The following is a 13,297-nucleotide window of genomic DNA, read 5'->3' as shown; positions in this document are numbered from 1 at the left end:
GATTTGTTTTGTGCGGGTTTGCGCGGAATGACTAAATTAATCAGTTGGCTTCTGCTATCATTGAAGCCGATAGTTACAGGCAATAAAAACGATAAATCTAAGGAGCCGGGATGAATGTGAAATCCCCCGGGGAGATGAACCCTGAATTGCTGAACGACCAGGTCGCGCAGGTACTGGCGACATTTGAGCATCCGACACTCAAACGCAACCTGATTGCCATCAAAGCGCTGAATCACTGCGCAATGCTGGATGATGTGCTGCATGTTGAGCTGGTGATGCCGTTTGTCTGGAAGCGCCCGTTTGAAGCACTGATTGAAGCAAAAACCAAAGAATTACGCAAAGTAACCGGTGCGGCGGCGGTGGACTGGAAACTGCGCCATGATATCGCCACACTGTGCCGGGCCAATGATCTGCCGGGTATTAACGGTGTCCGCAATATTCTGGCGGTCAGCTCCGGCAAAGGCGGTGTGGGTAAATCCAGCACGGCGGTTAACCTCGCGCTGGCACTGGCGGCGGAAGGGGCGAAAGTCGGTATCCTCGATGCGGATATTTACGGCCCGTCCATCCCGAACATGCTGGGCACCACCAAAGAGCGTCCGACTTCACCGGACGGCCGGCATATGGCCCCGATTATGGCTTACGGTCTGGCCTCCAACTCTATCGGCTATCTGGTTACCGATGATAACGCCATGGTCTGGCGCGGCCCGATGGCCAGTAAAGCCCTGATGCAGATGTTACAGGATACCCTGTGGCCGGATCTGGATTATCTGGTCATCGATATGCCGCCGGGCACCGGTGATATCCAGCTGACACTCTCACAGAACATCCCCGTCACCGGTGCGGTGGTGGTAACCACACCGCAGGATATCGCGCTGGTGGATGCCATGAAAGGTATCGTCATGTTCAAGAAAGTGAATGTGCCGGTTCTGGGAATTGTGGAAAACATGAGTGCTCACATCTGCAGTAACTGCGGCCATGTCGAGCCGATTTTCGGCACCGGCGGGGCGGAAAAACTGGCGGAGCGCTATCACACCAAATTGCTGGGACAGGTGCCGCTGCATATTTCGCTGCGTGAAGACCTCGATCGCGGTCAGCCGACCGTAATGCGTGACCCGGATGGCGAATTTGCGGATATCTACCGTGAGATCGCGGTGAATGTGACAGCCGAAATGTTCTGGGAAGGGGATAAGATCCCGACAGAGATCGCTTTCCGCGCCGTATAAGCGGAATTTATTTCTGCTCCGGTGTATCCGGAAAGTCAAAAAGACCTGTGCAGTGATGTACGGGTCTTTTTTTCAGAGTGCCGTAAGCGCGGTTACCCTGAAATAATGAGGCGGAATGCCCGATTCTGCTGGAATCTCACGCCGTTACTCCCTATAATTCAGCGCTGGGCGGACACGTTTTGTTACTCCCGGCCGTATAAGCACTAAAAGAGGCCGCAGCAGACCGTTTCGGTTTTTTTCTCTCCTATTTTCAAACCAGGTTATTTCAATTATGGCTGACACAGCACAGCAGCAGTGCACTATCATCGGCATCACCGGCGCATCCGCGTCAGGAAAAAGTCTGATTGCCAATACGCTTTATCACGAATTACGTGCTCAGGTGGGCGATCACAATATCGGTGTGATTCCGGAAGACTGCTACTACAAAGATCAGAGCGATGTGCCGATGGAAGAGCGCATCAAGGTCAACTATGACCATCCCGGCTCGATGGATCACGAACTGCTGTTACAGCACCTGAAAGCACTGAAATCAGGTAAGTCTATTCAGTTACCGCAGTATGATTATGCGGAACATACCCGCAAACCGGAATCGGTGCTGTTCAGCCCGAAGCGGGTGATTATTCTTGAGGGTATCCTGCTGCTGACCGACAAGCGTCTGCGCGAGCAGATGGATTTCTCTATTTTCGTCGATACCCCGCTGGATATCTGCCTGATGCGCCGTATCCGCCGCGATGTGAATGAGCGCGGACGCACACTGGATTCGGTGATTGCACAGTACAATAAAACCGTTCGTCCGATGTACCTGCAATTTATTGAACCAACAAAACAATATGCTGATATCATAGTGCCGCGGGGCGGTAAGAACCGTGTGGCGATTGATATTCTGAAAGCCAAAATCAGTCAGTTCTGCGAGTGAACCGCCGACAATAATTAACCTGCGTTTATCCGCCGTGATAAACGCTGAGTTTTATAAGGATGATACCATGCGACTTTGTGACCGTGACATTATTCAGTGGCTTGATGACGGCAGACTGACCATTTCCCCGCGTCCGCCGGTTGAGCGGATTAACGGGGCGACGGCGGATGTCCGCCTCGGGCATCAGTTCCGGGTTTTCCGGGGCCATACGGCAGCGTATATTGATCTCAGCGGCCCGAAAGAAGAAGTCAATGCGGCGCTGGAAAATGTCATGAGTGATGAAATTACCCTGAGCGAAGATGAAGTGTTCTATCTGCATCCGGGGGAACTGGCGCTGGCGGTGACGCTGGAATCGGTCACACTGCCGGATAACCTGGTCGGCTGGCTGGACGGGCGTTCATCACTGGCACGCCTCGGGCTGATGGTTCACGTGACCGCACACCGGATCGATCCGGGCTGGCACGGGCAAATCGTACTGGAATTTTATAACTCAGGTAAGTTACCCTTGGCACTGCGGCCGGGAATGGTGATCGGTGCCCTGAGTTTTGAGCCGTTATCCGGCTCCGCTGACCGGCCGTATAACCGCCGCAGTGATGCAAAATACAAAAATCAGCAGGGAGCGGTGGGCAGCCGTATCAGCGAAGATTAAACGGCGGACAGTACTGTCCGTCAGCGGGTTCAACAGAGAATGGGTAAGGAACAGGGATTATGAAACGATTTTTCACCACGCTGATTATTCTGCTTGTCGTGATAGCGGCGGGCCTCGCGGCCTTAATCCTGCTGGTGAACCCGAATGATTTCCGCGATTATATCGTTAACAAGGTGAAGGAAGACACCGGTTACGAACTGGTGATGAAAGATGATATGCGCTGGCATGTCTGGCCGAAACTGAGCATCATCACCGGTAAGATGTCCCTGACAGCTCCCGATGCCGCCGAACCGGTGGTGACCGCTGAGAATATGCGCCTTGATGTCGAACTTTGGCCGCTGTTATCCCATCAGTTATCGGTCCGTGAAGTGATGCTTGACGGCGCACTGCTGAAAATCCTGCCTGAAACCGAATCGAAAGAGAAGAAAAGTGCCCCTGTTGCACCGGGTAACCAGAAAGCCCGGCCGGTACCGGTCGAACAGGAAAACAAATGGTCGTTTGATGTTGATCGCATCCGTATTGCCAACAGTCTGCTGGTCTGGCAGACAGAAGACGGTTCGCAGATTAACATGCGCGACATTAACTTCTCCCTTGAGCGCAATACCCCTGAACGCTATGTGATAGCGCTGAACAGTAATATTCTGCGTAATCAGCAGGAACTCTCTTTCAGCCTGAGCTCGGATATTGATCTCTCCCAGTACCCGGTACAGATCAGCGGTAATATTAACCGCCTGAATTACCGCCTGTCCGGTGCCGGTCTGTATGCCAACGGCATCAACGGTAACGGCACAACCACCTATACCTGGCATGAAGCGGTCGGTCAGGCACCGCAGTCCCTGATCCTGGAAAACCTGAAACTGAGCGCGAATGAAAGCCAGCTCAGCGGTACAGTGGAAGCGGCACTCGGTGAAACCCCGCGTTATGATATCCAGCTGGCCTCCTCAAAACTGAATCTGGATAACCTGCTCGGTTATGAGCGCGCGGTGCATTCAGAAAACGGGGAGAAAACCCCGGTAGCCACCAAACCGGCCGTGGTCACCACCGGCAGTAATGCGGATAAATATGATCTGACCTTTATGAACCACTTTAATGCCACCCTGGCACTGAATGTGGATTCCCTTATTTATCAGGGAATGGAAATTGGTCAGCTGACGGTGAAAGCCGAAAACCGGGGCAGTATCACCGAAATATCGAAAATGACCGGTAACGTGTTCGGCGGTCGTTTCTCACTGCCGATGACGATTTATTCCGAAAAAGTGCCGGCACAGCTGCGCATCAAACCGCTGTTGCAGAATATTGATGTCAAACCCTTGCTGGCGGCGTTTAAAATGCCGGAAAAATTCACCGGACGCCTGAGTTTTGACGGTGATCTGCGCGGTACCGGTTATGACCAGGATGCGGTATTAAACAGCTGGCGTGGTGATGTGGCGCTGACTATCACCGATGTTAAACTACTCGGCCTGAATATTCCGTATCTTATTCAGCAGTCGCTCTCCCAGGTGACAGATAAAGTGGCGCAGCCGCAATCGATGGATGCCATGACCGAGGCGAAGAAACTGGAAGTTATCGGTACCCTGAATAACGGTGAAGTGAAAATCAGTAAAATTCTGGCGGTATCCGACGCCTTTAATATTACCGGCAGCGGGCGGACCAATCTGGTAAAACAGAATCTGGATGTGAACCTGGGGGTTCAGATCTTAAAAGGCTGGGGGAAAACCAACGATCTGGTGACCTGGCTGCAATCCATCCGTATTCCGGTGGTGCTGTTCGGCAACTGGGATAATATTCAGTATAAGTTCGAAGTGGAAACCCTGTTGCGTAATCAGATACAGCAGCGGGTAAAACAGGCAGCCGGAGAGCTGCTGAATGAAAAAACCGGGGGTGACCTCAAAGCTGTGGAATCCTTGCTTAACCGGTTATAAATTCGCGGACGATTTATACAAACAGAGCAGTGACGATAATTTATATTGTCACTGCTTTTTTAATGCCGGAGGCCGGAATACTTAAATGATACGGGTAATAACCCCGGTTCATTGACACATATCATTTAATCTGTTCCCGGTTTTCGGCAGAGTGCATTAATCATTTTTATAAATAAAAATACCAGACAGGAGCAGAAATGTTAGATCTTCTTATTGGTGCTGTCGTCGCTGTCGGCGTCGGGCGCTATATTATTAAAGGGTATTCAGCCACAGGAGTGCTGATGGTCGGGGGCTTACTGCTTCTGATCATCAGTGTCATCATGGGGAAAAATATCCTGCCGTCCGCCGCCACCTCCACCGGATGGGGACCGACAAACATCATTGAGTATGTGAAGTACCTGCTGATGAACCGCGGCGGCGATCTCGGTATGATGATCATGGTTCTGTGCGGCTTTGCGGCTTACATGACTCACATCGGTGCCAACGACGTGGTCATCAAAATGGTCTCCAAACCGTTACAGGTCGTGAACTCCCCGTACCTGCTGATGATCGTGGCCTACTTTATTGCCTGTCTGATGTCTCTGGCGGTTTCCTCCGCCACCGGTCTTGGTGTGTTACTGATGGCAACCCTGTTCCCTGTCATGGTGAACGTGGGGATCAGCCGTGGTGCGGCGGCGGCTATCTGTGCTTCTCCGGCGGCGATTATCCTGGCACCGACCTCCGGTGACGTGGTGATTGCGGCTGAAGCCTCTATGATCCCGCTGAAAGAGTTTGCGTTCAGCCTGACTCTGCCGATTTCTATCGTGGCGATTGTATCGATGGCGATAGCTCACTATTTCTGGCAGCGTTTCCTCGATCGCAAAGAAGATATCAAGTCGGAAATCCTGGACGTCAAAGAGATCACCACTAATGCGCCGAAATTCTATGCCATTCTGCCGTTTATGCCGATCATCGGCGTATTGCTGTTTGATGGTAAGCCGTTCAGCATCGGTTTTCTGAGCCACATCGTGCTGCCTGAATTACACATCATCACGATTATTGTCGGCTGTATTATTCTGTCTGCCATCATTGAATTCGTCCGTGGCTTTGACGGCAAAAAAGTCTATGCCGGGCTGGATGTCTGCTACCGTGGTATGGCGGATGCCTTTGCCACCGTGGTGATGCTGCTGGTTGCCGCCGGTGTGTTTGCTCAGGGTCTGAGTACCGTCGGCTTTATCTCCGGTCTGATCAGCCTGGCGCAGTCTTTCGGTTCCGGTGCGATCGTGATGATGATTGCTCTGGTGATTATTACCATGCTGGCGGCGATGACCACCGGTTCCGGTAATGCGCCATTCTATGCGTTCGTGGAGCTGATCCCGCGCCTGGCACAGCAGATGGGTATCAACCCGGCGTACCTGGTGATCCCGATGTTACAGGCATCCAACCTCGGCCGTACCATGTCACCGGTTTCCGGTGTGGTGGTGGCGGTTGCCGGTATGGCGAAAATTTCACCGTTTGAAGTGGTTAAACGGACATCGGTTCCGGTGCTTGTCGGTCTGCTGGTGGTGATTGTCGCCACGGAGTTCCTGGTACCGGTGACACTGTAAAATGACATGAGCCGCACCGGTTATCCGCTGCGGCTTTTTTGTATCAATACGGAAAGTGTGAGGTTGGCTTTGGATAAGATTTTTACCGGTGTGGTGCAGGGCACGGCACTGATTTTAAAAATTGAAGAAAACAATGATCATCTGATTCATATTGTGCAGTTCCCGGAGGCATTATTACCGGGGCTGGCGATTGGTGATTCCGTGTCGTATAACGGCTGCTGCCTGACTGTCGCAGCGATTGATAACAGCCATGTCGGTTTTTATCTTTTCACCGATACATTACTGAAAACCGCACTCGGGCGGCTGGCTGCGGGTGATAAAGTGAATATCGAAAGAGTGGCGGTCTGATGATATAAAAAAACCCCGTATATTCTCACGGGGTTTTTGCTCTGTGAGGGGCGTTAATTACACACGGTTAAATGCAAGAATACGGACTGAACGCAGGTCAGCCTGAGACTCGTCGGCAATTTTCTGAGTAGCTTGTTCTAATGCATCACGGGGGGACACACCGGCTTCGGTTTCTGTGATCTGATGCCCCTGTAAAGTGTCTCCGTTACGGGCACGCACTTTGTACGATACAAACCAATAATCCATATCATCACCTGCTTCTAGTCATTAATCGTTTAATCACCATAGCGGTTTACGGCACGGATTAATGTGACCGGAATCAATCATTTAATTGTTTTTCTGCCTGTGCGTTAACCATGATACCGATCTCGTCGAGGATCATTTCCCGTTCAAGCATCAGACGCCGGTCATGACTGCCGGAACCGGCGGACAGCAGCAGGATAATCAGCCCTGCTGAAACGGCGGAAATCAGACATGACCAGCGATCCATCCCTGTTTTGTGTATCCCGGAGGCGGCAGCGTAAAGCCATCCCATCGTAGCGCCGCAGATAAAGCCGCTGATGTGTGCCACATTATCGGTGGCGGTATCATCATTGTTGTGCAGTGAACTTAATAATGTCAGCAGGAGTAGTGAAATGATGGTTATCAGCAGATTTTTGTAACGCAGACGGTCAGCAACAGAAACCGAAGGATCTGTCCGCGCCCTTATCAGGTACATCATGACGGCACCGGCGATCCCCATAATGGCGCCGGAGGCGCCGACACTGACGGTGATCGGAATTTCATACGCACTGAATCCGCCGCGCTGAGCCCACAACCATGTGGCGCTGACAAAAGCGGCGGCAATACCGCTGACCAGATAGATAAACAGCATCCGTATTTTACCGGCCATGGCTTCACAGTTAATACCGATGACGATAAGCGCGAGGGTATTGATGACCAGATGCACAGGGTCAGCATGCAGCGTCATGCTGGTCAGATAACGCCACCAGTCGCCGGTCAGTGACAACTGATACACATTCGCACCGGCCAGCAGCAGGTTATACTCCTGCTCCGGCAGTGGTGAGGCACAGTGCAGCTGCCAGAACCAGACCACGATATTAATCAGGGCAAAAAGCAGGGTAAGCCACATGGCGGAAAACCGGTATGCCGGCCGTGAAGGCAGAACCACATCACCCCAGGGATTTATGTTATTCATGATTATGCTACGGATAATTTGATTTGATTAAGCCTGTTTAAGCGTCAGGCGGGCTGTAAACAAGAAAAAGCCGGGATCATTATCCCGGCTCCGGCAGATGCGGATAACCGCAGCAATTAATTATTTTCCAGCCATTCGGTGTGGAACACACCGTCTTTGTCGGTACGTTTATAGGTATGCGCACCGAAATAGTCACGCTGCGCCTGGATCAGGTTTGCCGGCAGTACCGCACTGCGGTAGCTGTCATAATAGGCGATAGCGGCAGAGAAGGTTGGTGTAGGAATGCCGTGCTGAACGCCGTAGCAGACCACATCACGCAGCGCCTGCTGATACTCATCGGCAATCTGTGTGAAGTAAGGGGCCAGCAGCAGGTTAGCCAGTGCCGGGTTTTCCGCATAAGCGTCAGTGATTTTCTGCAGGAACTGCGCACGGATGATGCAACCGGCGCGGAAAATTTTCGCGATTTCGCCGTAGTTCAGATCCCAGTTGTACTCATCAGAGGCAACGCGCAGCTGTGAGAAGCCCTGTGCATAAGAGACAATTTTGCCCAGATACAGGGCGCGGCGGACTTTCTCGATAAATTCCGCTTTATCGCCGCTGAATGCAGCCGCTTTCGGCCCTTTCAGTACGTTGGAAGCCGCAACGCGCTGGTCTTTCAGGAACGAGATATAACGGGCAAATACGGATTCGGTGATCAGTGTCAGCGGCACACCGAGGTCGAGCGCGCTCTGGCTGGTCCATTTACCGGTACCTTTGTTGGCGGCTTCATCAAGGATCACATCCACCAGATAGTTGCCGTCTTCATCTTTTTTGCGGAAGATATCTTTTGTGATATCAATCAGGTAGCTGCTCAGTTCGCCGTTGTTCCACTCACTGAATACCGACGCCAGTTCATCATTGCTGATGCCGAGGGCATTTTTCATCACGGAGTATGCTTCCGCTATCAGCTGCATATCGCCGTATTCGATACCGTTGTGAACCATTTTGACATAATGACCGGCACCGTCAGCACCGATGTAGGTCACACACGGCTCACCTTCGGCCTGTGCTGCGATCTGTTTCAGGATCGGGGCAACCAGTTCGTAAGCTTCTTTTTGTCCGCCCGGCATAATGGACGGCCCTTTCAGTGCGCCTTCCTCACCACCGGAAACGCCGGTGCCGATAAAGTTAAAGCCCTGTGCGGACAGCTCTTTGTTACGGCGGATGGTGTCCTGAAAGAAGGTGTTGCCGCCGTCGATCAGGATGTCGCCTTTATCGAGATGCGGGGTGAGAGATGCGATGGTTTTGTCAGTGGCTTCACCGGCTTTGACCATCAGCAGGATACGGCGGGGTTTTTCCAGGGAGTCAACAAACTCTTCAATGCTGTAGCTGGGAACCAGTTTTTTCCCCGGGTTTTCAGCAATCACTTCATCGGTTTTATCAGAAGAGCGGTTAAAAACAGAAACAGAATAACCGCGGCTTTCGATATTCAGCGCGAGATTACGGCCCATAACGGCCATACCGACAACACCAATTTGTTGTTTGGACATGAAGACTCCTTCAGGAATTGACCCGTGACTAACGACGATTTCGTTAGCTGACTGTTAATTTCGTCACAGTTTAACGCATGTAAAGGCTGCGTGGTAGCGATTGATGCAAACGGTATCGTCATTGCGCACAACAGGAACAGCGGCAAAGTGCGGAATTTTTTATTGCTATTTGGCCGGACAATCCGCATTATTTCATCTGCAGCATAAGCTGTGCGAATAAAAGGTAAAACTAACCGTATGGAATGGATCGCTGATCCGTCGATTTGGGCCGGCCTGGCCACATTAATCGTACTCGAAATTGTTCTTGGTATTGATAACCTTGTTTTCATTGCCATTCTTGCCGATAAACTTCCTCCTGCACTGCGTGATAAAGCCCGTATAACCGGTCTGCTGTGCGCGCTGGTCATGCGTATTATTCTGTTGTTCAGCCTTTCCTGGCTTATCACGCTGACTAAACCGATGTTTACGATGTTCGGCCATCCGTTCAGTGCACGTGACTTAATTATGCTGATCGGGGGTCTGTTCCTGCTGTTTAAAGCCACGATGGAGCTGAACGAACGGCTGGAAGGCGGTGAGCATCACGACGGGCAGCAGCGGAAAACCTCAAAATTCTGGGCGGTGGTGGCACAGATTATTGTGCTGGACGCCGTCTTCTCGCTGGACTCCGTGATCACGGCAGTCGGGATGGTGGATCACATCGGTGTGATGGTGACAGCGGTGATTATTGCCATGCTGCTGATGATCTGGGGCAGCCGTCCGCTGACCCGCTTTGTCAATGAGCACCCGACCATTGTTATCCTGTGTCTCAGTTTCCTGCTGATGATCGGTTTCAGTCTGGTGGCGGAAGGGTTCGGCTATCACATTCCGAAAGGTTACCTCTACGCGGCGATCGGCTTCTCCATCATGATTGAAATGCTCAATCAGGTAGCGATGTTTAACCGCCGTAAGTTTCTGCGCGGGCGAAATTCCCTGCGCCAGCGCACTGCGGAAGCGGTGCTGCGTATTCTGAGCGGTAAACGCGAATCCTCAGAACTGGATAACCGCACGGCAGATCTGATTTCGGATAATCAGGAAATTTTTGACCCCGAAGAGCGGCAGATGATTGTCCGTGTGCTCGGGCTGTCGCAGCGTAACGTCAACAGTATTATGACTTCGCGTCATGATGTGGAGATGCTGCGGATTGATGCCACCAGTGATGAAATCGCGGCGCTGCTGATTAAAAACCCGCACACCCGCGTGGTGATCAAAGGCTCGGCGGATGATGATGAACTGCTGGGCGTGGTGCATGTGATTGACCTGCTGCATCAGCGTTTACAGCAGGACACGCTGGATCTGCATGCGCTGATCAAACAGCCGCTGGTGTTCCCTGAACAGCTGTCATTACTGAAAGCGCTGGAGCAGTTCCGTCAGGCGCAGACACACTTTGCCTTTGTGGCCGATGAATTCGGGTACGTTGAAGGGGTGGTGACACTGACAGATGTGATGGAAACCATTGCCGGTAACCTGCCGGTCAGCGGTGTTGAGAATGATGCCCGCCATGACATTCAGTTTACGGATGATAACAGTTGGATCACCAACGGTTTTATGCCGCTGGAAGACTTAATCAACTATATTCCGCTGACGCTGGATGAAAAGCGCGAGTATGAAACGGTAGCCGGTCTGCTGATGGAGCATTTACAGCGTCTGCCGAAAGTCGGTGAGCAGATTGAAATTGACGGCTGCCTGTTTGAGCCGCTGGAAATTCAGAATCACCGGATTAACCGTGTGAAAATCACACTGCCGGAAAATCCGGAAGACCTTGATGATTAACCGTTAAAATAATGACGCCGCCGGAAACGGCGGCGTTGTTCTCTTACCGTGCCGGTTATTCCGCCGGGCACACTCAACATCACTGAAAATTTTCTGACTGTTTTTGGCACGCGGTTTACACTTCCGCGGGCATCAGCACCACTGCGGGTCGTGGTGTTTTCAGGAATATAACAGGCCTCATCATCAATCAGGAAAGAGATGTCACCGTCAGGACTCTGGTCATTGCTGTATTCAGTAAAGCCCTGAGCGGTGCTCATTGACCGGCACTGGGAACAACCCCGGCAGATATTCAGATTTTGACACACAATAATTTTACATTCCCTGCTTTCTCTGCTTTATTTTTACTGTCAATCGTATACCCTGCAAACCCTGAATTGTGGTTATGTATCAGATTTCTGAAAGGATAAAAAAACCGCCTATGTCTGTTGTTACACTGATCCTTGTTTTTTTGCTGGCCGTGATTGCCAGCGTGTTTATCTCCCGCCTGCTGGGAGACAAAATCCCGTTACCTTTTATTCAGATTGCCATTGGTGCGGGGTTGTCACTCTTTGGTTTTGATGTGGAGTTTGAGCCGCATCTGTTCCTGTTCCTTTTTATCCCGCCGCTGCTGTTTCTTGATGGCTGGCGTATTCCGAAAGAAGCGCTGTTCAGTGATATCAAACCGATTTTCTCGCTGGCCATTGGTCTGGTGTTTTTCACCGTTGTCGGCATGGGGCTGTTTATTCACTGGCTGATCCCGGCGGTTTCTCTGGCTGTTGCTTTTGCATTAGCGGCGATTCTGTCACCGACAGACCCGGTGTCTGTGGCGGCAATGACCGTCAATGCGCCGCTGCCGTCCCGTATGGCGCATATTCTGGAAGGGGAATCCCTCTTTAATGATGCCAGCGGCCTGGTGTGCTTCAGTTTTGCGGTAGGCGCGGCACTGACCGGGACGTTCTCCCTGCCGTCGGCTGCCGGGAAGTTTATGCTGGTGGCGCTGGGCGGGATTATGGTGGGCCTGCTGATTGCCATGTTTATCGGGAAAGTGAACCAGTTCCTGGTGCAGCGTACCGGGGAAGACCCGGCGATTCAGATTATGATCAGTCTGCTGATCCCGTTTGTCTCTTATCTGGCAGCGGAGCACATGGACGTGTCAGGGATTCTGGCGGCAGTGGCGGCCGGTATTGCCATGCACTATGAGCGTATTGTCGGTCGTATGCAGTCTGCCACCCGCATGCAGAGCAAAGCGGTCTGGGATACCGTGCAGGTCGCGCTGAACGGCATGATCTTTATTCTGCTGGGTGAGCAGTTACCGGAAATGTGGCGCTCCGTGCCGCAGGTGGCAGCGGATGCCGGTGCCTCCGCGCCGTGGGTGCTGCTGCTGTATGTGGTAATTATCACTGTTGGTCTGGCGCTGCTGCGTTTTGCCTGGGTATGGGTTGCCATGACACTGACGGTTTTCCGTCAGCGCCGCAAAGGTAAGCAGTCCGATATGCCGCATCTGCGCCTGATGGCGATTATGGCAACGGCGGGTGTGCGCGGGGCGATTACCCTTGCCGGTATTCTGACTCTGCCGGTACTGATGAATGATGGTTCACCGTTCCCGCACCGGGATCTGGCTATCTTCCTCGCCATGGGCGTGATCCTGTTTTCACTGGTGATTGCCGCCGTTGCACTGCCGGTGCTGACCAAAGGGCTGAATACCGACTTACCGCACGATAATGAAGAGCTGAACGCCCGGTTCACCCTGAATGAAGCCGCAATGAACAATTTGCGCGGGCAGATGGCTGAACCGCTGGAAGACATTGATGAAATGACACTGCGCACAGAAGTGGGGACTCATCTGCTGGAGATCTACGGTCGTCATCTTGACAGTAACAGTGATGACCAGACCGCCGGATTTGACTGGCACAATGTGATCCGCATGGAACGGCGGATGTCACTGACAGCACTTCAGGCGGAGCGTGATGCGCTGAAACAGCTGCGCAAAAGTAAGAATATCAGTGAGCACACTTACACGCGGCTGGTGCAGGAGCTGGATCTGAAGGAAGAGGCGCTGAAACTGGCGCTGCACTGACAGTCACAGAGTAAGAATCAAAAGACCCGCGCTGCGGGTCTTTTTTTGTACACAGAAAACC

At 52.1% G+C, this 13,297-nt stretch carries 12 protein-coding genes; 8 read left to right on the top strand and 4 right to left on the bottom strand.

Features of this window, described 5'->3' with window-relative positions:
• Positions 1–110 precede the first annotated feature (110 nt).
• The 6 genes from apbC to U868_RS0111165 all read left to right on the top strand — a co-directional run bounded on the left by apbC (position 111) and on the right by U868_RS0111165 (position 6,644).
• Entirely contained in the window at positions 111–1,223 is a 1,113-nt protein-coding gene (apbC, locus tag U868_RS0111190; RefSeq protein ID WP_025153375.1) for an iron-sulfur cluster carrier protein ApbC, read from the top strand.
• Between the two features lie 271 nt (positions 1,224–1,494).
• On the top strand, positions 1,495–2,139 hold the full coding sequence (gene udk / locus U868_RS0111185) for a uridine kinase (RefSeq protein WP_025153374.1): 645 nt from the start codon (positions 1,495–1,497) through the stop codon (positions 2,137–2,139).
• A 67-nt stretch (positions 2,140–2,206) separates the two neighbouring features.
• Positions 2,207–2,788 (top strand): dCTP deaminase, encoded by a 582-nt coding sequence (gene dcd, locus U868_RS0111180; protein ID WP_025153373.1) that lies wholly within the window; start codon positions 2,207–2,209, stop codon positions 2,786–2,788.
• Between the two features lie 59 nt (positions 2,789–2,847).
• Positions 2,848–4,710, top strand: a complete 1,863-nt coding sequence (gene asmA / locus U868_RS0111175) for an outer membrane assembly protein AsmA (protein WP_025153372.1) — start codon at positions 2,848–2,850, stop codon at positions 4,708–4,710.
• Positions 4,711–4,907: 197 nt separating this feature from the next.
• Positions 4,908–6,296, top strand: a complete 1,389-nt coding sequence (dcuC, locus tag U868_RS0111170) for an anaerobic C4-dicarboxylate transporter DcuC (protein WP_025153371.1) — start codon at positions 4,908–4,910, stop codon at positions 6,294–6,296.
• Between the two features lie 69 nt (positions 6,297–6,365).
• Complete coding sequence (locus U868_RS0111165; RefSeq protein ID WP_029991052.1) at positions 6,366–6,644, top strand: riboflavin synthase; 279 nt, start codon at positions 6,366–6,368, stop codon at positions 6,642–6,644.
• Positions 6,645–6,701: 57 nt separating this feature from the next.
• Here U868_RS0111165 and U868_RS0111160 read toward each other — a convergent pair whose 3' ends face one another.
• The 3 genes from U868_RS0111160 to gndA form a co-directional block, all read right to left on the bottom strand.
• The gene (locus U868_RS0111160) at positions 6,702–6,890 is read right to left on the bottom strand and encodes a hypothetical protein (RefSeq protein WP_029991050.1); all 189 of its coding nucleotides are present in this window, start codon (positions 6,888–6,890) and stop codon (positions 6,702–6,704) included.
• A 73-nt stretch (positions 6,891–6,963) separates the two neighbouring features.
• On the bottom strand, positions 6,964–7,842 hold the full coding sequence (locus tag U868_RS0111155; protein ID WP_025153369.1) for a rhomboid family intramembrane serine protease: 879 nt from the start codon (positions 7,840–7,842) through the stop codon (positions 6,964–6,966).
• Between the two features lie 116 nt (positions 7,843–7,958).
• Positions 7,959–9,371: an NADP-dependent phosphogluconate dehydrogenase gene (gene gndA / locus U868_RS0111150; RefSeq protein WP_025153368.1), complete on the bottom strand. Its 1,413-nt coding sequence runs from the start codon at positions 9,369–9,371 to the stop codon at positions 7,959–7,961.
• Positions 9,372–9,608: 237 nt separating this feature from the next.
• Between gndA and U868_RS0111145 the strand changes: the two genes are divergently transcribed.
• A complete protein-coding gene (locus tag U868_RS0111145; RefSeq protein WP_025153367.1) occupies positions 9,609–11,180 on the top strand; it encodes a TerC family protein in 1,572 nt (523 codons plus the stop codon).
• Here U868_RS0111145 and U868_RS0111140 read toward each other — a convergent pair.
• Positions 11,177–11,437, bottom strand: coding sequence for a hypothetical protein (locus U868_RS0111140; protein WP_025153366.1), 261 nt, complete (start codon positions 11,435–11,437; stop codon positions 11,177–11,179). The two genes, U868_RS0111145 and U868_RS0111140, sit on opposite strands and share 4 nt — an antisense overlap.
• A gap of 161 nt (positions 11,438–11,598) precedes the next feature.
• Here U868_RS0111140 and U868_RS0111135 point away from each other — a divergent pair, with 161 nt between their 5' ends.
• On the top strand, positions 11,599–13,236 hold the full coding sequence (locus U868_RS0111135) for a Na+/H+ antiporter (protein WP_025153365.1): 1,638 nt from the start codon (positions 11,599–11,601) through the stop codon (positions 13,234–13,236).
• The last annotated feature ends 61 nt before the right edge of the window (positions 13,237–13,297 follow it).

This window comes from Morganella morganii H1r (genome assembly GCF_000633515.1).
Taxonomy (GTDB): domain Bacteria; phylum Pseudomonadota; class Gammaproteobacteria; order Enterobacterales; family Enterobacteriaceae; genus Morganella; species Morganella morganii_B.
Note: the sequence above shows the minus strand (reverse complement) of the source record. Positions and strands in the feature narration are given on the sequence as shown.

Coding starts and splice junctions, on each gene's coding strand:
- asmA (WP_025153372.1), top strand. CDS start 2,848: ATGAAACGATTTTTCACCACGCTGATTATTCTGCTTGTCGTGATAGCG.
- dcuC (WP_025153371.1), top strand. CDS start 4,908: ATGTTAGATCTTCTTATTGGTGCTGTCGTCGCTGTCGGCGTCGGGCGC.
- dcd (WP_025153373.1), top strand. CDS start 2,207: ATGCGACTTTGTGACCGTGACATTATTCAGTGGCTTGATGACGGCAGA.
- apbC (WP_025153375.1), top strand. CDS start 111: ATGAATGTGAAATCCCCCGGGGAGATGAACCCTGAATTGCTGAACGAC.
- U868_RS0111145 (WP_025153367.1), top strand. CDS start 9,609: ATGGAATGGATCGCTGATCCGTCGATTTGGGCCGGCCTGGCCACATTA.
- gndA (WP_025153368.1), bottom strand. CDS start 9,371: ATGTCCAAACAACAAATTGGTGTTGTCGGTATGGCCGTTATGGGCCGT.
- udk (WP_025153374.1), top strand. CDS start 1,495: ATGGCTGACACAGCACAGCAGCAGTGCACTATCATCGGCATCACCGGC.
- U868_RS0111140 (WP_025153366.1), bottom strand. CDS start 11,437: ATGAGCACCGCTCAGGGCTTTACTGAATACAGCAATGACCAGAGTCCT.
- U868_RS0111155 (WP_025153369.1), bottom strand. CDS start 7,842: ATGAATAACATAAATCCCTGGGGTGATGTGGTTCTGCCTTCACGGCCG.
- U868_RS0111135 (WP_025153365.1), top strand. CDS start 11,599: ATGTCTGTTGTTACACTGATCCTTGTTTTTTTGCTGGCCGTGATTGCC.
- U868_RS0111160 (WP_029991050.1), bottom strand. CDS start 6,890: ATGGATTATTGGTTTGTATCGTACAAAGTGCGTGCCCGTAACGGAGAC.